Below are 26,963 nucleotides of genomic sequence, written 5' to 3' on the forward strand. Positions count from 1 at the left end.
TTTCGGGCCAACACCCGTGCCCGCGGGAACCCGTTTCAAAAGCGATTTTATTGTGGAAATTGACGACGCCCTCGATCGATTCTGGATTTTTTTAAGGGGAGAACGAAACCTATCCCCGGCCACCCGCCGCGCTTATCAATCGGATTTACTGCCCTTCGCCTCCTACTGGCAATCGGAGCAAAAAGGGGTGGCGATTGAAACGGCGGATCGGTCCTCTCTTCGGCCCTACTTGGCACGACTCGGTGAACGGGGCTGGCGCCGCGCAACCCTTTTGCGAAAATACGAATCCCTGTGGTCCTTCTTTCGGTTTCTGACACGGAAGGGGATTGTTCCGCGTAATCCAACGGACGGTATTTCCCGACCCAAACCGGAGCGTCGTGTTCCTTTGTTCCTCAATGAAGGGGATGTGGCGCGACTTCTGACACCTCGAGACCCTGGTTCAAGGCGGGGGGGGGCGCTCCGTTCCGCCCGGGACGCCGCGATCGTCGAACTCTTTTATTCCGCGGGGTTACGTGTGGAAGAAATGGTGACATTGCCCGTTGGGGCCCTCGATCCCTGGGAAGGGGCGGTACGGGTTTTCGGCAAGGGATCCCGGGAACGTGTGGCACCAGTCGGGGAAGCGGCCTTGGAGCGCATTCGAGCTTACCTGGGTCTTCGCGGGATTACTTTTTTTTCAGGGGGAAGTGAGGGCGCGACACGTCCTCTGTTCGCCGGGTCCTCGGACCGCCCGTTGAACGTTCGGACGATGCGGCGGGTGGTGGAACAAGCGGGTCGGGCGGCGGGGTTAACAAAGGCTTACCCCCACCTCCTGCGTCATTCTTTCGCCACGCACCTGTTGAACCGGGGATGCGACCTTCGCTCGGTTCAAGAAATGTTGGGCCACAAAAATCTTTCCACCACTCAAATTTACACCCACGTCACCACCGAACGGTTGCGCCAGGTGTATGACAAAGCCCACCCGCGCGCGTGACACTTTCCGTGAGTGAAGACCCCGTCCTTCCCGACAAAATCCAGCTCTTGATGGAAGAAGCTTCCTGCGATCGTGCGGAGGCGGAGTTGGCCATGTCCTTGGTGGGCTACGACCTTGAAAAAGCGATTCGGACCATTGGGACGCTGCTTCGTCACATTGTGGTCGTGAAAGGAAAATTTCTGGAGGTCAGTCAGAATCTTCACGGGCTCCTTCTTTTGATTGCGGATACACGCCGCGAACATTTTATTCGAGCTCGGGCCGTGGTGTCCTACAACCCAGCGTTGTTTGAGACGGGATTGACCCCCCATTGGTATGATTTTGAGAGAAGCATTTACGCGGCCCGTTTGGGAGAGGGCACTCTCCAACACGTGAGTCAAGATCTGGAGCGTTCCTATATTGAGCGACTGGAAACCCGCCGAGACGATTTTTTTTCAGCACTAAAATCGCCGGAGAAACGGGACCTTCCCGCCGTTCTGAATGACGGGTTTTCCGCGTCTTTCCCTCGGGGTGTGCAGTCCGAGTTTAGGCCGGAAGTGATCGATTGGAACCAATTTCGTCGCTTCCCCATCAAAGGGGAGGACCGTGGTTCCCTGGGGGCATCTCCCCCCCGAGGAAGTGGGGCTGGTTTTTCAAAGGGGGGGGGCTCCCCATCCGAAATGGCTCATGATGAAAAGGGGAAAGGGCACGACCCTCTCTCCTGGAGTGAACCTCCCTTGGAGAACCGGCTCCATGGGGCTGGTGAAACGCTTCGCATTGAGATGGAGCTGGTGGGGGATCCGAACGGTCCCTTGGCGAGCGAGGTTCGTGAAGGGGATCGAATCACGGTGATGCTGTCGGACGGTCGGGACATTGCCCATTACATCGCCAAACTTTTTGGGGCCATGAACGAAAAGGGTCCTCGCCCTATTGACGCTCCCGTGGAAACCATTCAACGGGAAAAAGGGCGCGTCCGATTTTATGTGAGACTCTCCGCAGGGATTCTGGGGTTGGCGGAAGTCCCCGAGACCACCCCGATCCGTGTTTCGCCACGAGAAGAGGAAAGCTGGTGGCGCCGTTTCTTAGGAAAATCTTCCTCCTAATCCTTCCGCCACGGTTCCAGTTCTTCGCGTTTCCTCTGTCCCTCTGATTGTAATTTTCCCGCCCCCAAAAAAACCTTGACAAAGAGTGCGGCCTTCACTATTCTTTGAGAGTGGTGGTATGAAGTGGTGAATTGTGGTAAATTCTGTGGATAAGTGGGGAGATGCCTTTGTTTCTGAGCGGCGAACACCGTCATGGATTGGACGACAAACGCCGCTTAGCGCTTCCGGCCCGGCTTCGCCAGAACGTACGGCGGTTTGTTCTGGCCCGGGGGTTGGAAGGGTGTTTGTCTCTCTACACGGAGGCCGAATGGAAGAAGTTGCTTGCGAAACTCGAAGCGTTGCCCGTCGCGAACAAGGTTCACGCGCGCGCGTTCAAGCGTCTTTTGATTTCCGGAGCGATCTCGTCGGACGTGGATGGGCAGGGGCGCCTCTTGGTCCCCGAATCCTTAGGGCGTTACGCCGGTATTCGAAAGGATGTCACCGTGGTCGGCATGGAGAACCGGATCGAACTCTGGTCTTCGGACCGTTGGGAGCGCTATAAGAAACGGGCGGAAAAGAGCGCGGCCCTCCTCGCCTCCGAAATTGATTTGTAAGGAAACGGGGGTGTCTGGGGAGGAAAGCGGAGGCCATCGTTCTGTCCTATTAACGGAATGTTTGGCGGGATTGAAACTTCAGCCCGGTGGCCACTACGTGGATGTGACCGTGGGGTTGGGGGGGCACGCGGAAGCGGTATTAAATGCCTTGGGACCTCAGGGGCGAATGACGGTTTTGGATCAGGACCCCACTTCCTTGACGTTTTCCAGGGAACGGTTGGCTGGATTTGGGGATCGGGTCCGGTTTGTGGCGGGAAATTTTGAACGGTTTGACGAGCGGGCGGAGTTAGCCGTGGGGTCCGTTGATGGAATTTTAGCGGATTTAGGTGTTTCTTCTCCCCAATTGGATCGGGCCGAACGGGGATTCAGTCTCATGCGGTCTGGCCCATTAGACATGAGGATGAACCCGACAGAGGGTTTGACGGCGCGCCAGATGTTGGAACGGGCCACGGAAGAAGAAGTGGAAGAATGGTTGAGAGCGGCGGGCGAAGAACGTTTCGCTCGGAAATTGGCCCGGCGTTTGGTGGATGTGGCCCCGCGCTTGATCACGACAGAAGATTTGGCTTCAGCGGTGGCCCGCTGGGTGCCGCGGCGGGGAAAGACCCACCCGGCCACCCGCGTGTTTATGGCGTTACGGATGGCGGTCAATCGGGAAGGGGCCTGTCTGAGCGAATTTTTGAAGAGAGCCCCCGCCGTTCTAAAATATGGTGGGCGGTTGGTCGTGGTCACCTTTCATTCGGGTGAAGACCGGGCCGTCAAGTGGTTTGGACGGCGCGCGGCGGCGGAAGGCGTTCTCCGCATTGTGACCAAAAAACCATTGGAACCCACGGAAGAAGAACAGCGGTTAAATCCGCGAAGCCGAAGCGCTAAGTTGAGGGTGTTTGAAAAAATAGGATCTTCGCCCGGATCCGACGAGGGGCGTTCGGCGGAAAAAGACCTTTCCTTTTGAGGCCGGCTGTCTCGCTCGGCGGGATCTCCGGTCTCCTTGACATCACGAATGACAGAACCCGGGAGGGACGAGAGGGGGATAGCCCTTTCTCTTTCCCTCCCGGAACTTTTTTGACGGTCCGGAGGAAACTCGTGCACGTTTCGCGGCAAATTCTTCCCCTGGTGGCGATGGTGGGCGGCGGGTTGTTCGGTGTTTTATCGCTCTCCGCGTGGCTTCATGTGCAGTCGGTCCGTCTTTCCTATCGGGCCCAATCGATCCGGCAGGAATTGGACCAATTGGACCGCCGCGAACAAGCCGAACGCCGTCGATTGGAGACGGCCCTTTCCCTTTCCCGGTTGGACGCCACGGCTCGCGCGCGAGGAAACCTTTTCCTTCCTCGGCCGGACCAGATCCGCCTTCTTCCCGAAACAACCTGAACATGCGAACACGCTTTCGCCTGGTGGCTGGGCTTCTTATCGCGGGGTTCCTCGTGGTGGGGGCCCGGTTGGGTTATCTGCAAATTTGGCGGCACGAGGACCTTGCTCTTCGTGCAAACGATCAGGCCGGTCGTTGGGTCCGCGACGCACCGCGGCGCGCCCTGATCCGAGACCGGAACGGTGACGTTCTCGCGGATTCCGTTCGGGTGGCCTCGTGTTACGCCGATCCGACCCTGTTGCCTCGCCCCTCCTCTATCGCGCAACGTTTGGCGGGCCCTTTACGGATGCCGGTGGGGGAAATCACTGAACGGATTCGCCGCGCGCCCGGGTCTTTTGTGTGGTTGAAGAGGCGTTTGAGCGCCGAGGAGGCCCGCGCGGTGGAAAAGGAAAATCTTCGGGGAATCGGGTTGCAATGGGAATACCGACGTTTTTATCCTAACGGAGACCTGGCGGGACCTCTCCTGGGCCTTGTGGGGGAAGACGGCCGGGGACTTTCGGGGTTGGAATACGCCTTTAATAAAGAGCTGGTGGATCAACGCCCTCCGCTCCGAGCACTCCGGGACGGACGGGGACGGCGATTAACCTTAGATGTTTTGCGCCAGAGGACCCCCGCGGGGGGGCTCCGTCTTTCCATTGATCGAAAAATTCAATTCATAGCGGAGCGAGAATTGGATTGGAGCATTCGGCGCTCCAAGGCCAAGGGCGGAATCGTGGTTGTCCAGGATCCCTGGACAGGCGAAATATTGGCTTTAGTGGGACGCCCGGCCCTTTCGTTGGGTCGCGGGGAAGCTTTGTCCCCGGACGAATTAATGGTGCGGGCGGTGCAGTGGTCCTTTGAGCCGGGATCCACTTTTAAAGTGGTCACCGCGGCGGCGGCCTTGGAAAATCAATTGGCTCAGCCCAGTGACCTCTTGGATTGCGAAAAGGGGAAATGGAAGATTTCGGGTGTTTGGATCAGTGATCATGAGCCTCAAAAAGTAATTAGCTTCTCGCGGGCCATGGAGGTATCCTCTAACATCGGGTTGGCGAAAATCGGTCTTCGGGTGGGGAAAGAAAAGTTTTATGATGTGATCCGGTCCTTTGGGTTTGGGGCCCGCACGGGATTGGATTTGCCGGGAGAAGCGGTGGGGCTCCTCCGTCCCCCGAATCAATGGAGCGGGGTTTCCCTCCCGGTGATTTCGTTTGGGCAGGAAATAGGGGTGACCGCTCTCCAATTGGCTTGCGCATACAGCGCCATCGCCAATGGGGGGCGATTGATCGAGCCCCGGATTACTATGGACGCGGATTGGCCGTCCGGTAAAACCTCCCGATGGGCCTCGTCCAGCGAAATTCGTCGGGTTATTTCTCCGGAAACGGCGAAAACGGTGACGACCATGATGGAGGGGGTTGTCCTTCGTGGGACCGGAGAGAATGCCTCGGTTCCCGGGTGGTCCGTAGCTGGAAAAACAGGAACGGCGCAGAAAATTGATCCTCGCACCCGGGCATACTCTCCCGATAAATTTGTGGCGTCTTTTTGTGGGTTTGTTCCCGCGCGCAATCCCCGGTTGACCCTTGTGGTTATTGTGGATGAGCCCAAAGGCGTTTCCTGGGGAGGGTACAACGCGGGCCCCGTTTTCAAAAACATCGCGTGGCAAACCCTGTCCTTGATGGGCGTCCCCACCGATGACGTTCCCCGTCTGGTGGATAAAAAAAACAAGGGAGATCCGAAGACGTGAAACTTTTGGGCGATTTATTGGAAAGTGTGGTCCCTTCACTGGGGTCCCCCGCGAAGGACGTTCCCATCCGGGGCCTCGCGGTGGATTCCCGCGCGGTCAAACCCGGGGACCTCTTTGTGGCGATTCGGGGAATTCATCAGGATGGCCACGACCACGCCGCGTCGGTTCTCCGGGCGGGGGCAGCGGCCATTTTGGCTGAACGACCGTTGGCGGTCCCGGTGCCCGTCGTCTTGGTGGGTTCAACAGCGGCCTCCCTTTCGGGAATCGCCGCACGATTCTTTGATCATCCCTCCCGATTCATGGACGTGGTGGGCGTGACGGGAACCAATGGCAAGACCACGCTGACCTACCTGTTGGAAAACGTGTGGCGTCTGGAAAGAATTTCCGGTGGAGTGATGGGGACCATCGATTACCGGTGGGCCAACCGCGTGGAGAAGGCCCCCAACACCACGCCTCACGCTCTGGATGTTCAACGGTTGTTGGCGGCCATGCGGGAGGACGGGGTCAAACGTGTGGCCATGGAGGTGTCCAGTCACGCCCTCGCTTTGGGTCGTGTGGACGATGTGCATTTTTCGGTGGGTTTGTTCACCAACTTGACCCAGGACCATTTGGATTTCCATAAAACCATGGAAGAGTATTTCTCAGCGAAAGCCCTTCTCTTTGAGCGGCTGGAAAAATCGGCACGGCTCGTTCGGCGGGCAATTCTCAACCGGGACGATCCTTGGGCCCCGCGGTTTTTGGAAAAAATCAAAACCCCCCTTTGGACCTACGGGTTGGACGGGGACGCGGATTTTCGTGCGGAGCGGCTGGTGCTTTCCGCGGACGGGTGTCGCTTTCACGCGGTCACGCCGTTGGGGAACCGGGATGTGTCCCTCACCCTGGTGGGACGGCACAACGTGTACAATGCTCTCGGGGCCATGGCCGCCGCCATGGCTTTAGGAACATCGTTGGAGGACGCGGTTTCCGGTGTCGAAGGATTAGCGGGTGTTCCAGGACGGTTGGAACGGGTGACGGAGCATCCGGCGGGGTGCACGGAGCCGTCCTCGTTCCCTTTTCGGGTTTTCGTGGACTACGCTCACACGGATGACGCCCTTCGCAATGTGTTGGAAACGGTGCGACCCCTGACCCAGGGGCGCGTGTTGGTCCTTTTCGGGTGCGGGGGCGATCGGGACAAAACGAAGCGGCCCCGCATGGGTGAAATGGCGGCCCGTTTGGCCGACCACGTGATCGTCACTTCGGACAATCCCCGTTCCGAAGACCCGGCCGTCATTGTTCAAGAAGTGGTGGCCGGCGTCCGCCGTGTTCCGTCCCGTTCCTTTGACGTGATCGTGGATCGAAAAGAGGCCATCGCGCGTTCGATTGAAATGGCAAAAGAAGGTGACGTGTTGCTCTTGGCTGGAAAGGGGCATGAAACGTACCAGATATTAAAAGATCACACCGTGGATTTTGACGAACGGGAAATCGTTCGGCATTTCTTGCGGTGTCGGGAGCGTTGAGATGGCCGCCTTGCCCACGTCCTGGGACGACGTGGCCCTCCTGACAGGAGGGCAGCGAGTCACAGCGTGTTCCGTTTCTCCTGTTCGAGTGGTTTTGGATTCTCGGGGGGTTCAGAAAGGGGATTTATTCGTGGCGTTAAAAGGCGAGCGGGTGGACGGTCACGATTTCTTAAAAGACGTGGTGGCCCGGGGGGCGGCGGGGGCTCTGGTGAGCCGGGCGGTTGAGGGGCTTCCGAGCGGTTTTGGTTTGATTCGGGTGGAGGATCCCCTCGCGGGTTTGCAACGGTGGGCGCGGGTCCATCGTGAAAAAATGAAAACCCGTGTGATCGGGATCACGGGATCGAACGGAAAGACGACCACGAAAGAAATGTTGGCCCACCTCTTGCGGGGGATCGGCCGGAACGTTTTTGCCACGCGAGGAAACTTGAACAGTCAATGGGGATTGCCGCTCATGCTCTTGGAATTGGATCTCTCCCATTCTCACGCCGTCATCGAAATGGGGGCTTCAGCGCGGGGGGACATCGCCCGCTTGGCGGCCCTGGCCCAGCCGAATGTGGCGGTGATCACGGGGATCGGGCGGGCCCATCTGGAAACGTTTGGTTCTTTGGAAGGGGTGTTGAACGCCAAGTGGGAACTGGTGGAGGCGTTGGGTAAAGACGGCATTGCTTTTTTGAACGCGGATGATCCATTCCTCATGAATCGACGGAAACAAGCCCGTTGTTCGGTGGTGACGTTTGGCCTTTCCGCTGGGGCGGACGTGCGGGCGGAACATGTTCGGCAGGATCCCCAGATCGCGTTCGATGTGGTGGTGGGCTCCTCCCGTCGACCGGTTCGCTTGCCAGTCCCTGGATTGTTTAATGTGACCAACGCGCTCGCGGCGGCGGCGGTTGCCCTGTGGGAACGGGGACTTCTTCCGGAAGTGGCCACCCATTTGGCCGGTTTTTCTCCCCCGCCCCAACGGATGCAAACCCGCCGTCGGCCGGACGGGTCCCTGTTTCTTGTCGATGCCTACAACGCCAATCCGGATTCCATGGCGGCCAGTCTTACCAGTTTTGCCCAGGCGTTTCCTCAACGGTCCAAAATGGCGGTGGTGGGAAGTATGCTGGAGTTGGGATCTGTGGCGGAAGAGGAACATCGGGAGTTGGGCCGGGTCTTAGCAACGTTGCCCCTGGAACGAATCTATTTTGTTGGTCCTGAAGGGGAGTTCGTGCGGGCGGGGTTTCGGGATTCCGGTGGGAAAGGAATTTTTCAATGGGGCGAAGATCGGGAAAAAATTCGTCAGGAAATCGCGTCCTGGATCACGCCCAACAGTGCCTTCCTTTTTAAAGCTTCACGGGGTGTCCGATTGGAAGACATCTACGACCCGTTCTTGACGTAGGAGGAGAATCGCGTGCTCTACTATTTGTCGGTGGTGCGGGACCTGTATTCCCCGCTCAACGTGTTTCAATACATTACCTTCCGTGCGGGGGGCGCTTTTTTGACCGCGCTGGTTCTCTGTCTGGTGTTTGGCGATCCGTTCATTCGGTTTATTCGGCGTTTGAAAATGGAACAGTTCATTCGAGAATATGGGCCCCAGACCCACTTAAAAAAAGCCGGAACCCCCACCATGGGGGGGCTCCTCATTGTGGGCGCCCTCTTGGTTTCGACGCTCCTTTGGGCTCCGTGGGACAACCGTTTTATTTGGATGGCTGTGGGAAGTTCCCTCTATTTGGGGGCCATCGGATTTATTGATGATTACCGAAAGTGGTTGAAGAAACACCCCGCGGGAGGACTATCGGCTCGTGTGAAAATGGGCGGGCAAATCCTTTTGGGCTTGGGGGTGGGAACCTATTTCTTCTTCGACCCTCCCAACCTGGCGTTCGCCACGCGTGTGTTTGTCCCGTATGTCAAGGACGTTCACCTTTACCTGGGGGGACTGTCCGTGGCGTTGGCGCTCCTGGTCATCGTTGGCGCGTCGAATGCGGTCAATCTCACGGATGGGTTGGATGGTCTTGCGCCGGGGACCTTGGTGGTCAGCGCCTTGACTTTTGGCGTCTTTGCTTATTTAGCGGGAAACGCGAAACTGGCCGATTACCTTCGTTTGGTTTACGTGCCGGGTGCGGGGGAATTGACGGTTTTCTTGGCCGCCATGGGCGGCGCCTGTTTGGGGTTTTTGTGGTTTAACGCCCATCCCGCTGAAATATTCATGGGGGACACGGGGTCCCTTCCTTTGGGGGGGGTGTTGGGGGTCGTGGCCCTTTGTGTGAAACAAGAACTGATCCTTGTTGTGGTGGGGGGAATTTTCGTGGTCGAGGCCCTCTCGGTCATGCTCCAAGTGGGTTCCGTTCGGTTGCGTCAGGGGCGGCGCATCTTTCGGATGGCGCCGCTGCACCACCATTTCGAGGTGGGCGGTTTGGCCGAAACCAAAGTGACCATTCGTTTCTGGATTGTGGCTATCGTCTTGGCGTTGGTCGCTCTGACGTCCCTTAAAATTCGGTGACCGTTTCCATCGAAAATAATCTCCGGGTGCGGGAATGGTTTCGGGACCGCCGGATCTTAATCTTGGGCCTCGGGAAATCCGGTGTGGCCGCTGCGGGCCTCTTGAAGCGATTGGGAGCGCGGGTGGCTGTGTCGGAGAAAAGAACGCTGAAGGACGTCCGTCCCTGGATTCGATCTCTTCCCTCAGGGGTTTCGGTGGAGACCGGATCCCATGGATTTTTGTCCCGGGCGTGGGATCGGGTGGTGGTGAGTCCCGGTGTTCCGAATTCGCTTTGGCGGCCTCTCCAGGCCCGGGGCGTTCCGGTGTGGGGCGAATTGGAGTTGGGTTACCGGGTCCTTTCTTTGGCGGGGCGCTGGCCCCGTTGTTCCGCGGCGATTACCGGCACGAACGGGAAGACCACCACGACGGCGCTCTTGGGGGCCATTTTTCGGGCGTCCGGACGCTTAACGGTGGAGGCGGGAAATATCGGCGTGCCCCTCTGTTCCATTCTCAATAAATTAACATCTGAAAGCGCGTTGGTTCTTGAAGTTTCCAGCTATCAGCTGGAAACCACGGAGGCTTTTCGCCCTTCCGTGGGCGCGGTGTTGAATGTGACACCGGACCACCTGGCGCGCCACGGAACTTTAGAGGTTTACGCCGAAACAAAATTTCGCCTGTTTCAGGCGCAAGGGATCCAGGACGTGGCGGTGCTGAATAAACGAGACCCCTCCTGCCGAAGGCTCGCGTCCCGGGTCCCGGGAACGGTCTGTTGGTTCGGGGAATCCGGGCGGAGCGATTTTTATTGGGACGGAAAATATTTGCGGGGGAAAAATCCCTCCGAACGATGGAAGGCCCCGGCGTTTTTGCCTGGCCGTCACAACATCGAAAATGCCCTTGCGGCGGTGGCCTGCGCCAAAGCGTTGGGCGTTTCAGCCCGATCTATCGCGCGCGGGTTGGCCGAATTCCCAGGGGTGGAACATCGCTTGGAGTGGGTCCGGACCTGGCGAGGGATTCGATTTGTCAATGATTCCAAGGCCACCAACGTGGACTCCACCCGGGTGGCTCTGGAGGCCCTCCCGGGGCCGCTCACAGTAATTTTAGGAGGCCAGGATAAGGGGTCGCCTTACACCCCCCTTCGTCCCTTGCTCCGAAAAAAAGCGAAAGAAATCCTTTTGATTGGGGAAGCCACGCCCCCTCTCCAGCGCGATTTAGGGGGATTGGCTCTTTTCCCCTGCGGGACGTTAGAGCGGGCGGTGGAGCGTGCGGCCCAAACCGCGCGACCGGGCGATACGGTTCTTTTGTCTCCCGCCTGCGCCTCCTTCGATCAATTTGAAAATTTTGAGCACCGCGGTCGGTGTTTCAAAGAAAGGGTGGCGGCGCTCCCGTGAAGGCGGTGGCGCGGCGATTGCATTCCCCGGACCTGGGACTTCTGTTGATCACGGCTGTTTTGGTGGTGTTCGGCTGGCTTGTGCTCTATTCGGCCAGCGCGTTGGTGGCCGACAGTCGGTTCGGTGACCAATATTTTTTTCTTAAACGGCAAATTCTGTGGAGCGTTTTGGGCGGAGGAGCGCTCCTGGTGGCCCTGCGGATTCCCCTGGGATGGGTTCAGGGGGGCGCTCGGCCTTTTCTCGTTGTCACGGTGATCCTGTTGGTGGCGGTCTTGGTGGCCGGCCATGAGGTGGGGGGCGCAAAACGGTGGCTTCGGGTGGGTGGATTGGGTCTTCAACCGTCGGAATTAGCGAAATTGGCGGTCCTCTTGGCCCTGGCCGATTACCTCGATCGCAAACAAAGTCGGTTGGGACGGTTTGTAAGCGGGTATTTACCCCCGCTGTTGGTGACAGGGGTGGTGTTGGTTCTTATTTTGTTGGAAAGGGATTTGGGAACGCCTTTACTCATTGGGGCGGTGGCCCTGGGTATGATTTTCCTTGCGGGGGCCCGGCCCGCCCATCTTCTGGCGACGGTTTTGGGGGTTCTCCCGGTGCTATACCTGGCGGTGTTTCATGTTCCCTATCGACGTCAACGGTTCTTGGCGTTCCTGGATCCGTGGAAGGACGCCCAGGGAACCGGGTATCAATTGGTTCAATCCTTGTTGGCGTTGGGGTCGGGAGGGTTTTGGGGAAAGGGTTCGGGAGAGTCCACCATCAAAATGCACTACATGCCCGAATCTCAAACGGATTTTATTTTCCCTATTTATGGGGAAGAATTCGGGTTTGTAGGAACGTCTTTGCTAACGGCGGCCTACTTCTATCTCAGCTTTTCATGTCTTCGCGTGGCCTTTCGGGCGGTGCATTGGTTTCACGCGCTCTTGGCCGCGGGTGTCGGCATGCTTTTGGGCGGTCAAGTGTTAATCAATTTAGGGGTGGTGACGGGACTTCTCCCCACGAAGGGAATTCCCTTGCCCTTTCTGTCCTTCGGGGGATCCTCGGCTTTGGTCCTTTTAACGGCCATCGGGTTGGTGTTGAACGTGTCCCGTCAGCCCGGTACACCGGTCCTTTTGGCGGGGCCGTCCCGGCGGAAATTTCAGTGAAAACGCCATGAAACGCGTCGTGATTGCGGCAGGAGGCACGGGGGGGCACCTTTTCCCCGGGGTGGCCGTGGCGAAGGTTCTTCGGGACCAGGGGCACCGGGTCCATTTTGTGGTGAAAAAAGATCGGGATTCCCAATCGTTTCTGGCGCGGGAAGGGTTTCCCTCCTCGGCCTTTTATTTCGAAGGGATCCCAAGAAAACTCTCCGGACGGATTTTGTCGTTCCCCTTTACGGCAGCGGCGGCCTATTTCTCGGCCCGGCGGATTCTTCACCGTGAAAACCCGGATGTGGTCTTGGGAATGGGCGGATACATCTCTGTCCCGGTAGGCTTGGCGGCCGTGGGCCGGGGCGTTCGGCTGGTGGTGCATGAACAGAATGTTCGGGCGGGTCTGGCCAACCGTTTTTTGTCCCGGTGGGCCGGAGCGGTGGCCACCAGTTTTCAATCCACCGAACGACTTTCCCCTCGTGCGGGAAAAATTCTGTGGACGGGACTTCCCTTGCGTGACACGCTTGGGTCCTGTGATCCTGAGGAATCCCGGCGGTCCTTGGGGTTGGATCCCGACGCTTTTACTTTGCTCCTCTTCGGGGGGAGCCAGGGCGCTCGACGTTTGAACGAACGATTTCTGGAGGTAGTGAAAATTCTTTCCCGGGAAAAACCAGGATGGCAATACATTCATTTGACGGGACAAGCCGACGAAGACGTTGCCCGCCGCGTGTATGCGGACCTTGCGTGTAAAGCCCATGTCCAAGCTTTTTCTTCCGAGATGCCCACCGTCTATTCCGCCGCCGATTTTATTGTGGCCCGCTCCGGGGCCAACACGGTCATGGAAATTCAACGTATGGGCCGGGAAGCCCTCTTGGTGCCCTTTCCCCACGCCACGGATGATCATCAAACGGCGAACGCCCGAATTTTGGAACAAACAGGGCAGGCACGCGTTCTTAAAGAACAGGAATTGAGCGTTGAAAATTTTCTGGATGTGTTGCGAAATCTCCCCGAGCGAGACGTCCTTCGTGAAACGAACCAGAAACGATTAACTTTGGGGATGACCGATAGCGGAGCGGCGGCGCGCCGCGTGGCGGAACTGGTTTTGGAGGTCAAGTGAATAAAGTTCAAAAGAATATTTTGGTGGTGAACGATGACGGGGTGTATGGGGAAGGACTCAAACCTTTGGCGAAGGCCTTGGCCCGGTTGGGACGCGTGACCGTGGTTGTTCCAGAACGGGAACGGTCCGCGGCCAGCCACGCCATCACGTTGCATAAACCCATTCGCGTGCGGAAACTGGAACCCAACCTCTATATCATGAACGGCACTCCCGCGGATTGCACGCGGTTCGGGGTGATCGCCATGTTAAAAGAGCGTGCCGACGTGGTGGTGTCCGGCATCAACCATGGGGCAAATCTGGGGGCCGACACCATGTATTCGGGTACCGTGGGCGCGGCCAAGGAAGCGTGCATGTTGGGGGTCCCCGCTCTCGCGGTGTCGATCACGACGAAAGAGCCCAAGCCCCATTTCGCCACCGCCGCGCGATTTGCTGTCGAAGTGGCACGCCAACTCTTGACCCGAGGAGTTCCCAAACACACCTGTCTCAATGTCAATGTCCCGAATCGAGCCTGGGGATCTTTGAAAGGCGTTGCTGTGACGACCTTGGGAAAACGTATTTACGGACGGGCCCTCTCTCCCCGGGTGGATCCTCGGGGACTCACCTATTACTGGATGGCTGGTGCTGTCCCCCGGGGCGTGGCGGAACCGGGTTCCGATATTTCCGCCATCGAGGAAGGGAAAATTTCTGTGACACCCCTCAAACTTTACTTAACCGATGATCCTTTCCTTCCGGACTTACGTCGCTGGCGTTGGGCCCGGCACAGCTAGAAAGATACCGATTTCTTTTTCCATAAGGCCATGGACCGCTTCCAGGTTGTTTCCAGTTTTCAGCCGGCGGGGGATCAGCCGGAGGCCATCCGCCAACTGACGGAAGGGTTGCGGACGGGTCTACCCCACCAGGTCCTCTTGGGGGTGACCGGGAGCGGAAAAACCTTTACGGTGGCCAACGTCATTGCGGAAGTCAACCGGCCTACCCTCGTTATTTCTCCCAACAAAATATTGGCCGCCCAGCTCTACGCGGAACTCAAAGCTTTTTTCCCCAAGAACGCGGTTGAATACTTTATCTCCTACTACGATTATTATCAGCCGGAAGCCTATGTGCCTCAGAGCGATACGTACATCGAAAAAGACGCCTCGATCAACGACCATATTGACCGACTGCGTTTGAAAGCGACCTCCTCCCTTCTGGAGCGCCGTGACGTGGTGGTGGTGGCCTCCGTTTCCTGTATCTATGGGTTGGGAAGTCCCCGGGAGTACAAAGAGATGTGCGTCTCTTTGGAGCGCGGGGTATCAAAAAATCGGGAAGACTTGCTCCGGGAATTGGTGGACATTCAATACGAGCGGAACGAAATCGCTTTCGCTCGGGGTAAATTTCGCGTGAAGGGCGATGTGATTGAGATCTTTCCGGCTTACCTGGAGACGGCCTTGCGGGTTGAACTGGAGGGGGATCGGGTCGCGCGTTTGAGGGAAATCAATCCCCTCACGGGAGAAACCCTCCAAGAGAAAGAACGGACCTTTATTTATCCGGCCAAACATTTTGTGACGACCCAAGAAACCATTGAACGGGCGTTGGTGGGGATTGATGCGGAATTGCAAGAGCGGTTGGTGGTATTGCGGGGCCAAAACAAGCTGTTGGAGGCCCAACGGTTGGACCAGCGAACTCGATTCGACATGGAAATGATGAAAGAGTTGGGGTTCTGTCACGGGATTGAAAATTATTCACGACCCCTCTCGGGCCGGCCTCCTGGGGAACGGCCCGCCTGCCTTTTCGACTATTTTCCGAAAGATTTTTTGGTGGTGATTGATGAGTCCCACGTTACGGTTCCTCAGATCGGCGGGATGTACGAGGGGGACCGTTCGCGCAAACAGACTTTGGTGGATTACGGGTTTCGCCTTCCTTCCGCCTTGGACAACCGTCCTCTTCGGTTTCCCGAATTTGAAGCGTTGGTCCCCCAAGTCCTGTTCGTCTCGGCCACCCCCGGCCCCTTTGAATTGAAGAAGACGGGTGGGGCTGTGGTGGAGCAGGTGATCCGCCCCACGGGTTTGGTGGACCCGGAAATCCTTCTTCTCCCCTCGGCGGGCCAGGTGGATGATTTGATCGAACGAATCCGGGAGCGGGTGAAAGTTCAGGAACGGGTTTTGGTGACGACCCTCACAAAAAAAACCGCGGAGGATCTTTCCAAATATCTGAGCGGCCGTGGGCTTCGGGTTCGCTACCTCCATTCCGATATAGAAACCCTTCAACGGGTCGAAATCTTGAGGGATCTGCGGAAGGGGGCTTTCGATGTTTTGGTGGGGATCAACCTTTTACGGGAAGGGTTGGATTTACCGGAAGTTTCACTGGTGGCCGTGTTGGACGCGGATAAAGAAGGTTTCCTTCGATCGGAAACAACCCTCATCCAGGTGTGCGGCCGGGCCGCCCGGAACGTGAACGGCCAAGTGGTTTTCTACGCCGACAAAGTGACCGGTTCCATGGGCCGCGCCATGGACGAGATGGATCGACGCCGCAAAAAACAAGTGGAGGACAATCAACGCACTGGCGTCACACCGAAAACAATCGTATCGGCGGTTCACGATTTGGAAGAATTTCAAGTGAAGGCCAAGGAAGAGGCCCTCCCCCTCTTGTTCCGGGAAACCGCCGGGAAATATCTCACGAAAAAAGAACTGCCCGGCCTCGTGAAGAATCTGGAATCCCAAATGAAAGAAGCCGCCGACGCCCTAGATTTCGAGCTCGCCGCCTTGTTCCGGGACAAACTCATCGAAATCAAAGACATGAGCTCGCGGAGCCACCGTTCTGTTCCTCCTGAAAAAAAACATAATAAGAAGGCTAAAAGAATGGTTTAAATATGGCGGACATATTTAAACCATGATTAACCCGAAATCCCGGCCAACTCCTGACCCAGGACCGAGTTTCTCAATCGTTAGGGGACGACGATGTCATTGTCACGGACAACGCCATCTCCGTGCATATCCGCCAATTGCGTGCCCGGTTGGGGAAATTCGGCGATCGAATCGAAACCCTGGTGGGCGAAGGCTATCGCCTGGATGATGCGGATTAGGTGAGAGGGGGGATTTCGGGACGGTCGGTGAATTTTTCCATGACTTGGACAATGGAGTCGAGGACTTGTTTGAAGGCGTAGACGAGGGCGGGGTCGAAATGTTTACCGGAACCTTCGTAAATGATTTTTAGGGCGTTATCCAGAGAGAAAGCAGGTTTGTAGCATCGGCGTGAGGTGAGGGCGTCGAAGACGTCGGCCACGGCCACGATGCGGGCTTCCAGGGGGATGGCGTCTCCCTTTAGTCCGGTGGGGTACCCGGTGCCGTCCCATTTTTCGTGGTGGCTCCGAGCGATGCGTTCCGACATCTGAAGGAGTTCGTTGTCGGAATTCGCCAAAATTTCTGCCCCGTGGTTTGGGTGGCGGTGCATTTCTTTCCACTCCTCCTCATCCAGTTTTCCTGGTTTTTTGAGCACGGCGTCAGGCACGCCCAGTTTCCCAATGTCGTGCATGGGGCTGGCCAGGGCCAACCGATCACACCACTCCTTTTCCATCCCGACCGCGGCGGCAATCAATCGGCTGTAGCGGCTGACCCGTTCCAAATGGTTCCGGGTATCGTGGTCTTTGAATTCAGCGGCGGCCGCCAGCCGAAAGATGGTGTCTTTGTAGGCCGCCTGGAGTTCTTCGTAGAGTTGCGCGTTGGCTAGGGCCGAGGCGGCTTGTTCTGCAAAAAGGATGAACATTTTTTCGTCGTTTTCCTGGAAGGGACCCCCTTTCTTGTTAAGAACTTGCAGGGCTCCCAGCACTTCTCCCCGCATTTTGGCGAGTGGGGCCGTGAGAATGGACCGGGTGCGAAATCCGCTGGCGCGATCCACTTCCGGGTTGAATCGATCGTCCGCGTAGGCGTCGGCAATGTTGATGACGCGTCGTTCCATAATGGTCTGGCCGACAATTCCCTTGTCTGCGGGGACACGGATATCGTGGTCCCCTGTGGCGACCCGAGCCCAAAGTTCGTTTTTCTTTTTATCCAACAGAAAAACAGTGCACCGTTCGGCCTGAAGGATTTCCCGGGCGGCATTGACCACCGTGCCCAAGAGGGGATCCAATTCTTTTCGAATGGACATTTGTCGAGCGTAATCCAGCAGGAGGCTGAGGCGCCGTTTCCATTCGCGCAAGTCGTCTACCTCGGTGCGCGGAGGGTCTTGTTCTTTTGGGGTGCCTCGAAGGGAAGGCGTTGGACGAGCGTCGGGTGTCATCCCCGTAAGCCTACCAGAGGTTCCTCATTATTTCCATGGTTTTATTAGAAAGAGATGCGCTGGACAGGAGGCGCGGGCAAAGTTAGAATGGGCCCATGGATTACCGACGAGCGGCTCGAATGGCTTTACGGGAAGATCGGGCCACCCGGGATATAACGGGGCGAGCCTTGGTTCCGGCGGACGCCCGTGGGCGGGCCCGGGTGATCGTAAACGAAAATGGGATTTTGGCGGGGGGGCCCTGGGCGGTGGCCGTTTTTCATGAAATGCACCCGAAGGTCCGCGCCCGGGTTTTGGTACGAGAGGGGGGGGCGGTTCGGCCAGGGCAGGTGGTGCTGGAAGCCCAGGGTCCGTTTCGGGCGCTGTTGTCAGCCGAACGATCGGCGCTTAATTTCTTGACGCACCTTTCGGGGGTCGCGACGTTGACGAACCTTTTTGTGTGGGCGGCTGGGAAGAACGGACCGGTGGTATTGGAGACGCGGAAAACGTTGCCGGGGTTACGGGATTTGCAGAAATACGCTGTTCGTATGGGGGGAGGAAAAAACCACCGGCGTGATCTGGAAGAAGCAGTCTTGATCAAAGAAAATCACTTGGCTTTCTTTAAAGGAGCCTCCGGGCGAGCCGATCTGATTCGGCGGGCTCAAAAGCTCCGGCGGAAGGGGAAACCGGTGGAAATGGAGTGCCGGGATCGAAATGAAATTTTGTGGGGGTTGGACGCGGGGGCCGACATTCTGTTATTAGATAATGTCCCGCTCAAAGACCTCTCCCTTTTGGTTCGATGGATCCGATCCGAGTGTGGGCGTCGGGGGTGCCGACCTCCCTTGCTTGAAGTTTCGGGTGGAGTGACCTTGGCGGTGATGTCTCGGTTGGCTCGAAGTGGTGTGGACCGTGTGTCCGTTGGTCGTCTCACCCATTCGGCTCCCGCTTTGGACATGAGCTTAGATGCGGATCTCCTTTGACCATCGCGCTCCTCGCGTATCTTCAGGAAGCGAAAACCCCCTTGTCGGGGACGGCCCTGGCGGAAAGAATGGGGGTTTCGCGGGCGGCGGTTCACAAGCGAATTGAAAAACTGCGGGGGGAGGGGCACCGGATCACAGGGACCAACCGAGTGGGGTATCGCTGGTCGGGGGCACCCACTCGTTTGAACCCGAGCCTTTTGAAACGAGGTTGGGTGAAGCAGATTTTTCACGCGGTTGTCCTTGGGTCCACCCAGGATGAGGCAAAGGGTCGCGCGGTGGCGGGGGCCCCGGAGGGGACGCTTGTTCTTGCGGATCGTCAGACCCAGGGGCGCGGTCGGATGGGGCGCCGGTGGGTTTCTCCGAACGGAGGTCTTTGGTTTTCGCTGATTCTCCGTCCTGAGGTTCAGCCGGACCGGGCGCCCGCTCTGACTCTTGTAGCGGCTTTAGACTGGGTTGAAGTCTTGCGGGCCCGGGGTGTGCCGGCGGGGGTGAAGTGGCCGAACGATGTGTGGGTGGACGGAAAAAAAATAGGAGGGATTTTGACCGAAATGTCTTCTGAGATGGATCGAGTCCATTGGATTTGTTTGGGGGTCGGGATGAATGTCAACAACCGGCTTCCGGTGGGGACGGCTGTGCCCGCCACATCGGTATCGGCTTGGACGGGTGTTCTTTCCCGTGAAACCCTTTTAAATGAGTGGTTGGCCCGTTTTTCCCGGTCGTATGCCCGGTTTGTTCGTTCGGGTTTTTCTCCGTTCCGTTTGGCGTACGAACGACGATCGGTTTTGGCGGGGGCCCGGGTGTCTTTTGACGATATTTCTGGACGGCGGGAAGGTCGCGTGCGGGGGATGAATGCGGAAGGGAAATTGCGAATGGCCGTGGCACGAGGTGAAGTATTGTGTGCCAGTGGAGAAGTGAACCTCCTTCGTCCTGTAAAGGAGAAAAAACGTTCATGACACCTCACGCGCCGCTCCGAGTCCTGTTGGCCGATCAAGACCCCTCCTTCATACGATTTTTTGTACAGAGAATGACCGGTTTGAAAGATTGGGCCGTGACCGTGGAATCGTGTGGCACGGGGGGCGAGCTCATGCAACGGATTTACGCCCATCCCTTCGACCTTGTTTTTATGGACCTGAATTTGCCGGACATCGACGGCCTTGATTTCTTGACACGATTGGCCCAGACCTCTTTGCCTCTTCCGGTGGTGGCGCTTTCCTCCAGGGATGAATCCCGCCACGCGGTGGAAGCCATGAAACGGGGGGTGTTGGACCATGTGATGAAGGGGGATTTTGCCACCATGGATTTGGAAGGGTTCTTGGGTCGCCTAACAGAAACCTTCCACTTGAAACGGGAAAACGCTGAACTTCATCAGGTCGGCCAGATGAAGAACGATTTTTTGGCGACGATCTCCCACGAACTTCGCACCCCGTTGACATCCATATTGGGACTTAGCGAGTTGATCTTGGCGGGGCGTATGGGGGCTCTCGGGGACAAACAGGCGGACGCTCTTCGCAAAGTTATTGAACAATCCCAAAACCTTTCCCGGTTGATCAACCAGCTGTTGGATGTACAAGACACCATTCAATCTCGATCCCGGATGGACCTTCGGCCCGTGGCCCTGGTGGAGTTGGTTAAAGAACGGGCCCAGGGGCTCCGGTCGGTGTTCGAAAAAAAAGGAGTCCACCTTCGGGGCCCCGATTCATCGCTTCACCTGCAAATTCAAGGGCACAATGAATCCCTGGGTAAAGTTTTCGATCATCTCCTGTTGAACGCCCTTAAATTTACTGGGGCGGGTGGGTCCGTGGAGGTGGGGGTTCACCCTCTGCCGGAAGGAACGGTTCGGATTTCAGTCAAAGACACGGGGCAGGGCATTCAAAAAGAGGCCCTTCCGTTCGTGTTCCAAAAGTTTTTCCACGCGGACCCCAGTCTCACACGGACGTATGGGGGGCTGGGTCTCGGTTTGTCCTATTGCCAGTTTGTGGTGGAGTCCTATGGGGGAAGGATTTGGGTGGAATCTCCAGGTGTGGGGCAGGGGACGGAGGTCCATTTGACGTTACCGTGCCAGGACACGAGCGCGGTTCTTTCACCCGGCCCGGCCTCAGAAAATCAAGTGGTTTTGTGGGTTGATGACAATGTAAGTTTACTTGAATTGATGGAGGTGGGATTCGCTTCTCTTCCGGAAACGGTTCGACTGGTGACGCGGCAAAGTGGTCAGGAGGCCCTGGCCGAGGCACGCGCCCATCCGCCGGACCTCATTGTCCTGGACATCATGATGCCCGACATGAACGGGTTGGAGGTGTTGACCCGCTTAAAGGCCGACCCCCTCACGCGAGGAATTCCCGTTTTCATCGTGACCGGGTATCGTGAGGCCGCGGAAGAAGCGGTGGGCCGGGGGGCAGTGGCCTTTTTCCTCAAACCGTTCCACGTCCCGGAAATTCTGGACAAGGTTCGTGACCATTTGAAAATCCCGACGTTAAGTCAGAAGTAGTAGAATTCACTTTTCAGGATAGACGCTTTTCCAATCGAGGTCACCCGTTGCCAACGCCCATGAAGAATTCCGAGCCTGTTCGCATCGCTGTTATCGGTGGGAGCGGTCTTTACGATATTCCGGGAATCGAGGATGTGGAAGAGGTTCGCGTGTCCACGCCTTTTGGAGACCCGTCTGACGCGATCACGATTGGCCGGCTGGCGGGGGTGCGTTGCGCGTTCCTTCCCCGACACGGGCGCGGCCACCGGCATCTTCCGACTGAAGTTCCCGCCCACGCTAATATTTACGCGTTAAAATCCCTGGGGGTGGAACGGATCCTCGGCGTGGGGGCGGTGGGGAGTTTGAAAGAGGAGTTGGCCCCGCGACACTTTGTTGTTCCCGATCAGGTTTTTGACCGGACCAAACGTCGATCCACCACTTTTTTTGGGGATGGGATCGTGGCCCATGTTTCGGTGGACCATCCATTTTGTTCCTCGCTTTCAGAGGAATTGGCCCGCGCTGGGGAAGAGGTCGGTGTGACGGTCCATCGCGGGGGAACCTATGTGTGCATTGAGGGTCCCAGTTTTTCAACGAAAGCGGAATCCCAGGTGAACCGGGGGCACGGGTTTTCGGTGGTCGGAATGACTCTCGTCCCAGAATACAAGCTGGCTCGCGAAGCCGAAATCTGTTACGCCACCGTTTCTCTGGTCACGGATTACGATGTGTGGAAAGAAGGTGAGGAAGTTTCTGTTGAGAAAGTTGTGAGTGTGATGCACGCCAATGTGGACCGCGTCAAAAAAATGATCACCGTTCTCCTCCCCCGTCTCACGGGAGATCGATCGTGCCGGTGCGGGGAAGCGCTTCGAAACGCCGTGTTCACGGATCCCAAAGCCATGGACCCCCAGACCCGCCAAAAACTGGATCTCTTTCTTCGCAGGCGCGTTCCCCCGTCCCCATGCTGAAAGATTATCATCAGTTCTTCCCGCTTTTTTCCAATGTGGTCATGCCGATTCTGGCGGGGCTTGTTTTCTTTGCCATGGCGAAATATGTCCAACGGATCGGGCCCCTTCGGACCTTAATTGCCGGTGAACTCACCTACAAGGGCGCCTACCTGGGGTTTCTCTTCCTGGGGATTTATCTGGCCTCCCGCCCGATTCAGATCCTTTTTCCCCATCCCTGGCCTCTTATCATTAACAATCTCCGGGAATTTTGCATGATCGGCGTTTTCGGACCGGCGGTGTTTTTAGCGGTTCTGAGCTTTGTTTTCGGTCATGACAGAATTTCGTCCCGGGTGGTTTGGGGTGTCGGCGGGGCGGGGTTTCTCCTCGCGCTGGTTTTTGTTGTTGGCAACAGTTTTGCCATCGGGGGGTCTGAGGCCATTTTTCACGTGGGTCGATTCACCGCTTACGATGGGTTGTGGTTTAAAAACCCAGATCTTTCCCGGCGGGCGTTGATGCCGATCCTTTTCGGGGTCCGCGTTCTGGACCCCATTCTGCTTATTTTGGTGGCGGGGGGAATCGTCCTGTGGCATGGGGCCACCTACCCGGCCGATAAAAAAGCCCTCTACGACAACATGCCAACGAAACTCTTTTTTCTGGGCGCCGCCTGCTTGGCGTTTTCTCTTTCCATGCTTTTGGTGGGCCTCTTGTTTGTGTTTGCGCGCATTCCCAATCAATGGTGGATTTATTACCTGGGCGCACTTGTGGCGGGAATGCTGGAAACCCTGTCCCTCGCGCTCCCCATGAAAAAACATGTGCAGGTGAGCGAGCACCAATGAGTTCTTCCCTCGTGGAACGGGGTCTTCGTCGACGCCGGGTGTATCGAGGGAAAGCGGTGGATTTTTGGGTGGACACGGTGCGGTTGCCTTCGGGCGGGATCTCGTCTCGGGAATATCTGGGGCATCCTGGCGCGGTGGCCGTGGTGGCGGTGGCGGGGGGGCCGAAAAAAAACCCCGACCTCCTTTTGGTTCGCCAATACCGTTACCCGGTCAAAGAAGTGACGTTGGAGTTGCCCGCCGGTAAACTGGACCCTGGGGAAACCCCGGTGGTTTGTGTGCGGCGGGAACTGGAAGAGGAAACGGGTTTTCGAGCCGGGCGTGTTCGCAAGATGCTTTCGTATTGGCCCACCCCGGCCTTTGCCAATGAGGTGATTCATCTGTACGAAGCCCGGGACCTCACCGCCGGAACATTTTCCCCGGATGCCGATGAGTTCATCGAACCCGTGCGTCTTTCGTTACGTCGCGCGTTGGATCTGGTTCGTCTTGGCCGCATCAAAGATTCCAAAACAGTGATAGGTCTCTACTCTTTTGACCGGCGCCTTCGTTTGGGGTAAAGTGTTTTTGTTCCGCCGCTCCGCGTGGTTGTTCCCCCTCCTCTTTCCCGTTCTCGTCACGGCCTCTGTCCGAATTAACGAAGTCGCTTTCGACCAACCTTCTGGATCTCCGGACTGGGTGGAACTTTACAACGGGGGGTCGACCCCTGTTTCTCTGGAAGGATGGGCCCTGGACGATGGGGACACGGCTTCCGGGAACCACATCGTTTTTCCCGGGGGGGTGGTTTTGCCGCCCCGGGGGTTCCTCCTGGTTTTCGTGGACGCGGCGGGTCTCTCTCAAACGGATTTTTTAGAGGGGACCGGTGTGTATTATTCCGGGACCGACACCACGGTTCGATTGGCGGCAACCGAAGACCAAGTGGCCCTTTATTCAGGGTTTCCTCTTTCCTCCACCACCCTGGTCGATTTTGTCGCCTGGGTGACGGACGGAGCTTACGGCGGAACCACCGACCGGACCCATCTTTCGGCGGTCACCGCCGGACTTTGGCTTCCGGACGATGTGGTGGATGTGCGGGAAGAGCGTCGAGCGTATTCGATCGGCCGCCGGCGCGATGGAGAAGACACCAACAGATCTTCGGATTTCCTTGTTTTTCATCGACCAACACCGGGCGTGTCCAACGAGCCTCCGGCTTCCCCTTACCCCTCGGCCTTGACGGTGGATCCCATGCGGCGCTCTTTTTCGCCCTTTGATCCGGACCCGGATTTTCAGTGGACCCGGTTCTATTTCAATACCTCAGCCGAAGCGGTCAAAACCCTTCGAATTCTGGATGTTCGGGGACGCCTCGTTCGGACACCCGTGGAGAGCGATCGGGAGGCTGGCGGCGCCGATTTGACCGGAGTGTCGACCGGCAGTGTTCTTTGGGACGGAAGGGACGAAGGAGGAACTTTTGTTCCGCTCGGTCTTTACCTGGTGATTCTCGAATCGGTGGATCCCGCGTCAGGGGTAACCGATCGGTCCCGGACGAAGGTCGCGGTGGGGCGGCCCCGGTGAGGGGGACGTGGGGCGTTCTCCTGTTCTTCATGGGTTTCCCGCTTTGGGCCGCATTTGAAGAAAAACCCTTTTCCGCTCGTTCCGCGGCACTCAGTGGCTCTCTGGTTGGGGGGACGTTGGGTTTAGACGCTTCCCATGAAAATCCGGGGGCTCTCGCCTTTACAGAACGACCGGGTGTCACAGGGGGGCATTCTCGATTGTTTGGTGACGAGGACCTGGGACTTCGCACACTTTCCGGAGCGTTCGGAACACCCGCTCAGGGAGCCTTTGGATTCTTTCTGTCCGATTTTGGATCAGCGCTCTACCGGGAAAGGGAATTGGGAATATCCTGGGCGGCTCGCCTGGCGGACCGGGCCTCTTTGGGGACGACCTTGAAACGGCAGGAGGTCCGTATGGAACGTTACGGCACTCTGGGCGCTTTTCAGTTGGATGTGGGGCTGTTCGGCCGCCCTGCCCCTAAAGTGACGGCGGGGGTTGCCGTGAAAAACCTCACGCGTTCGCGGTGGGGAGGAGCCGTTGAATCGCCCCCGTCTTTGTTTTCCGCGGGGTGTTCCGTTGAGGTTCTGGCCCAGGGGGCCACGTCGCTGGCTGTTGTCCAAGAGTCGGGAGGGGCCTCTTCGTGGCGGGTGGGCCAGGAAGCTTGGCTCCATTCCACCTTCGCTGTCCGTGCTGGTTTAGAAACGAAACCCAACCGATTTTCATTGGGGATGGGATTCCGCCATCCTTTTTTTGCGGTGGATTACGCTTTCCTCACTCACCCGCAACTGCCGGATCAGCACTTCTTTAACCTCTCTTATTTCCCTTGAACCGGTGGCGCTTGTTCATCGTGATCCTTCTGGTGTGGGGGGGCACTCGGGAGGGACGTGTTGAGGAAGATGTGGTCAGTTATGACGAGCGCCTCACCCGTGATGGGGAAGACCCCGAATCCCAAACCCCCCTTCTTTTTTCCGGGGATGTTCGCTTGCGCGTTCGGGAAGTTCTTCCCAAAGGATCCACGTATCACTCCGCACCACCGGAACTCCAACACAATGTTTACTTTTATCAACGGACCCGCTTGTCCCTGGGGCCCGTGAGTGCCGGGGGGCTGGCCAAGCGATCCAGCGTGGGGCCCGCCCTGTCCCTTGAGAACTTGGACCGCTATGGCACCTTGAAAGGTTCGGTGGAATGGAATGAAACGAATTCACTCCGCCGGGCCGTGTTGGGCAATTACTCCATGGTCTTTGGACAGGGATTGTTGTTCTACGATGGGTTCGGGGAATTTGTTCGTCCTGTTCAGGTGAAAGACAAGGGTCCTCGCCCGGACTATTCCACCGGGGTCAACGATTACTTGCGTGGAGCGGCGGGTCGGTTCGGGGTTGGCTCCTTCGGTTTCGATCTTTTCGTTTCAGAAAAACCGCTCGACTTTCCTTTAAGTGCCGATGGCCGTGTGAACGCCAACCTGGACCATCTGCACGAGGGCACCAGCGATGTGCAAACCGAGGATTCACTCCAAAACAACAATGGGCTCACGGAACGACTGGCGGGGGGGCGAATGGCCTGGAAGGGTGAATTCCTTCAGGTGGGCGTTTCCGGTTACGGACTTCGCTTCAGTCGCCCGTTCCATCTGGAGGAAATTCAGTTTTCCAACGCCCGAGCCTATCGCGGGGACGGTTTATCGTTGTCGGGTCTGGATGTTCAAGGGGAAATGAACGCGTGGCGGTTTGTCAGCGAGATCGCCCGGTCCCGGGCCTCCGGTCCTGGCTCTTTGGATCGGGAAGGGGTCGCGTGGACGGGGAGCATGGTCTGGGGGGCTCACCGGTCTCACTTTTGGCTGGGGGCATTTGATTACGACGCCGATTTTATTTCTCCCCATGGGAAAGGGTTATCTTTTGGTGTTTCAGGGGGGCCGGAGAGTTTACCGCGAAACCAGCGGGGGGGCGTTCTGGGCGGGGAATGGGTGAAAGGTCCTTGGAAAGGGCGCGTGAACGTGACTCTGGCTCAATTCCCTGAAGCCAAAGGAAACGGAACAAACGCCGATCCCATCGCCTCCTCACAGGGACGCTATTTCCTGACGGATCAGCGATGGGCCGTGAAAGAAGACGTGGAGGTTCGGCTGATGTTTCAGGAGCGGGTGGAAGAGAAGTTGCTCACGGACCCTGTGTCTGGGTTTCGGCGCCAGGGAACCGCCCGGACTCAGAAATGGCGGGGGGCTGTTGGGTGGGAACCGACCCGGCGCACCCAGTGGTCCCTTCGTCACGACATTCGTTTGGAAGAGACCCCCCTCGTGGGAAGGAAAGTCACGGGACGGATGTGGGTGGCGGACGCTGTTTTTAAACCTCGACCGGGCACGCGGATTAAACTCCGGACCTACTTTTTTAATTCCCCGGAGGCTTATTTGACCACGGGTCCGGAAGAAATATGGGACGGGGTGGTCTACGACCGTTTGGCCGGAAACCTGGGGAGTTTGCGGGGGACCCCTGGCACGCGCACTTATTTGATTGTGGGCCAGACCCTGGGGTCTTTTCGGTTCTGGGGAAAATACGAAATCACCAGTCGTCCCGCTCAAGCCGAAAGTCGGGAGGATCCCCCGGCTCCGCCTCGTCGAGCGTGGCACGTCCAAGTGGAGGCCCGTTGGGGGAAAAAACAATGAAAAAGAATCCTTGAGCCGGGGAGTGGACGTTTGTAT

25 protein-coding genes are annotated in these 26,963 nt (G+C 57.5%); 24 read left to right on the forward strand and 1 reads right to left on the reverse strand.

All coding sequences use genetic code 11. The annotated features are described in order from the left end of the window. The first annotated feature begins 16 nt into the window (after positions 1-16). From JNK54_05375 to JNK54_05445, 15 genes are all read left to right on the forward strand, one after another. Entirely contained in the window at positions 17-970 is a 954-nt protein-coding gene (locus JNK54_05375; protein ID MBL8023697.1) for a tyrosine-type recombinase/integrase, read from the forward strand. Continuing rightward, entirely contained in the window at positions 967-2,049 is a 1,083-nt protein-coding gene (locus JNK54_05380; GenBank protein ID MBL8023698.1) for a hypothetical protein, read from the forward strand. The genes JNK54_05375 and JNK54_05380 overlap by 4 nt, the downstream gene beginning before the upstream one ends. A 167-nt stretch (positions 2,050-2,216) precedes the next feature. Next, a complete protein-coding gene (gene mraZ, locus JNK54_05385) occupies positions 2,217-2,642 on the forward strand; it encodes a division/cell wall cluster transcriptional repressor MraZ (GenBank protein ID MBL8023699.1) in 426 nt (141 codons plus the stop codon). Further along, positions 2,524-3,591 (forward strand): 16S rRNA (cytosine(1402)-N(4))-methyltransferase RsmH, encoded by a 1,068-nt coding sequence (rsmH, locus tag JNK54_05390; protein MBL8023700.1) that lies wholly within the window; start codon positions 2,524-2,526, stop codon positions 3,589-3,591. Before mraZ ends, rsmH begins: the two co-directional genes overlap by 119 nt. A 131-nt stretch (positions 3,592-3,722) precedes the next feature. Further along, complete coding sequence (locus JNK54_05395) at positions 3,723-4,007, forward strand: hypothetical protein (protein ID MBL8023701.1); 285 nt, start codon at positions 3,723-3,725, stop codon at positions 4,005-4,007. 2 nt (positions 4,008-4,009) lie between these two features. Then, complete coding sequence (locus JNK54_05400) at positions 4,010-5,722, forward strand: penicillin-binding protein 2 (protein ID MBL8023702.1); 1,713 nt, start codon at positions 4,010-4,012, stop codon at positions 5,720-5,722. Further along, the gene (locus JNK54_05405) at positions 5,719-7,218 is read left to right on the forward strand and encodes a UDP-N-acetylmuramoyl-L-alanyl-D-glutamate--2,6-diaminopimelate ligase (protein MBL8023703.1); all 1,500 of its coding nucleotides are present in this window, start codon (positions 5,719-5,721) and stop codon (positions 7,216-7,218) included. The genes JNK54_05400 and JNK54_05405 overlap by 4 nt, the downstream gene beginning before the upstream one ends. A 1-nt stretch (position 7,219) precedes the next feature. After that, complete coding sequence (locus JNK54_05410; GenBank protein ID MBL8023704.1) at positions 7,220-8,596, forward strand: UDP-N-acetylmuramoyl-tripeptide--D-alanyl-D-alanine ligase; 1,377 nt, start codon at positions 7,220-7,222, stop codon at positions 8,594-8,596. 12 nt (positions 8,597-8,608) lie between these two features. Continuing rightward, the gene (locus tag JNK54_05415; GenBank protein ID MBL8023705.1) at positions 8,609-9,697 is read left to right on the forward strand and encodes a phospho-N-acetylmuramoyl-pentapeptide-transferase; all 1,089 of its coding nucleotides are present in this window, start codon (positions 8,609-8,611) and stop codon (positions 9,695-9,697) included. Then, positions 9,694-11,064, forward strand: a complete 1,371-nt coding sequence (murD, locus tag JNK54_05420; protein ID MBL8023706.1) for a UDP-N-acetylmuramoyl-L-alanine--D-glutamate ligase — start codon at positions 9,694-9,696, stop codon at positions 11,062-11,064. Before JNK54_05415 ends, murD begins: the two co-directional genes overlap by 4 nt. Further along, positions 11,061-12,203 (forward strand): putative lipid II flippase FtsW, encoded by a 1,143-nt coding sequence (ftsW, locus tag JNK54_05425; protein MBL8023707.1) that lies wholly within the window; start codon positions 11,061-11,063, stop codon positions 12,201-12,203. The genes murD and ftsW overlap by 4 nt, the downstream gene beginning before the upstream one ends. Positions 12,204-12,210: 7 nt before the next feature. Further along, a complete protein-coding gene (gene murG / locus JNK54_05430; GenBank protein ID MBL8023708.1) occupies positions 12,211-13,305 on the forward strand; it encodes an undecaprenyldiphospho-muramoylpentapeptide beta-N-acetylglucosaminyltransferase in 1,095 nt (364 codons plus the stop codon). Further along, entirely contained in the window at positions 13,302-14,072 is a 771-nt protein-coding gene (gene surE / locus JNK54_05435) for a 5'/3'-nucleotidase SurE (GenBank protein ID MBL8023709.1), read from the forward strand. Before murG ends, surE begins: the two co-directional genes overlap by 4 nt. Before the next feature lie 30 nt (positions 14,073-14,102). After that, positions 14,103-16,148: an excinuclease ABC subunit UvrB gene (uvrB, locus tag JNK54_05440; GenBank protein ID MBL8023710.1), complete on the forward strand. Its 2,046-nt coding sequence runs from the start codon at positions 14,103-14,105 to the stop codon at positions 16,146-16,148. Between the two features lie 50 nt (positions 16,149-16,198). After that, the gene (locus JNK54_05445) at positions 16,199-16,363 is read left to right on the forward strand and encodes a winged helix-turn-helix domain-containing protein (protein ID MBL8023711.1); all 165 of its coding nucleotides are present in this window, start codon (positions 16,199-16,201) and stop codon (positions 16,361-16,363) included. Here the strand turns inward: JNK54_05445 and JNK54_05450 are convergent. Further along, a complete protein-coding gene (locus tag JNK54_05450; protein MBL8023712.1) occupies positions 16,360-17,556 on the reverse strand; it encodes an HD domain-containing protein in 1,197 nt (398 codons plus the stop codon). The genes JNK54_05445 and JNK54_05450 overlap by 4 nt on opposite strands. 95 nt (positions 17,557-17,651) lie before the next feature. On the opposite strand from JNK54_05450, the gene nadC reads away from it, so the two are divergent. The 9 genes from nadC to JNK54_05495 are packed head-to-tail and all read left to right on the forward strand — an operon-like array spanning position 17,652 to position 26,927. Next, a complete protein-coding gene (gene nadC, locus JNK54_05455) occupies positions 17,652-18,512 on the forward strand; it encodes a carboxylating nicotinate-nucleotide diphosphorylase (protein MBL8023713.1) in 861 nt (286 codons plus the stop codon). Next, positions 18,509-19,465, forward strand: a complete 957-nt coding sequence (locus JNK54_05460; protein ID MBL8023714.1) for a biotin--[acetyl-CoA-carboxylase] ligase — start codon at positions 18,509-18,511, stop codon at positions 19,463-19,465. Before nadC ends, JNK54_05460 begins: the two co-directional genes overlap by 4 nt. Further along, entirely contained in the window at positions 19,462-20,997 is a 1,536-nt protein-coding gene (locus JNK54_05465) for a response regulator (GenBank protein ID MBL8023715.1), read from the forward strand. Before JNK54_05460 ends, JNK54_05465 begins: the two co-directional genes overlap by 4 nt. 59 nt (positions 20,998-21,056) lie before the next feature. After that, on the forward strand, positions 21,057-21,938 hold the full coding sequence (gene mtnP, locus JNK54_05470) for an S-methyl-5'-thioadenosine phosphorylase (protein MBL8023716.1): 882 nt from the start codon (positions 21,057-21,059) through the stop codon (positions 21,936-21,938). 41 nt (positions 21,939-21,979) lie between these two features. Continuing rightward, positions 21,980-22,753, forward strand: coding sequence for a hypothetical protein (locus tag JNK54_05475; GenBank protein MBL8023717.1), 774 nt, complete (start codon positions 21,980-21,982; stop codon positions 22,751-22,753). After that, positions 22,750-23,307, forward strand: a complete 558-nt coding sequence (locus tag JNK54_05480; GenBank protein MBL8023718.1) for an NUDIX hydrolase — start codon at positions 22,750-22,752, stop codon at positions 23,305-23,307. Before JNK54_05475 ends, JNK54_05480 begins: the two co-directional genes overlap by 4 nt. Continuing rightward, entirely contained in the window at positions 23,282-24,298 is a 1,017-nt protein-coding gene (locus tag JNK54_05485; protein MBL8023719.1) for a lamin tail domain-containing protein, read from the forward strand. Before JNK54_05480 ends, JNK54_05485 begins: the two co-directional genes overlap by 26 nt. 29 nt (positions 24,299-24,327) lie before the next feature. Next, a complete protein-coding gene (locus JNK54_05490) occupies positions 24,328-25,104 on the forward strand; it encodes a hypothetical protein (GenBank protein MBL8023720.1) in 777 nt (258 codons plus the stop codon). Beyond that, entirely contained in the window at positions 25,101-26,927 is a 1,827-nt protein-coding gene (locus JNK54_05495; protein ID MBL8023721.1) for a hypothetical protein, read from the forward strand. The genes JNK54_05490 and JNK54_05495 overlap by 4 nt, the downstream gene beginning before the upstream one ends. The last annotated feature ends 36 nt before the right edge of the window (positions 26,928-26,963 follow it).

It is taken from the genome of Elusimicrobiota bacterium (genome assembly GCA_016788905.1).
Lineage (GTDB): Bacteria > Elusimicrobiota > Elusimicrobia > FEN-1173 > FEN-1173 > JADKHR01.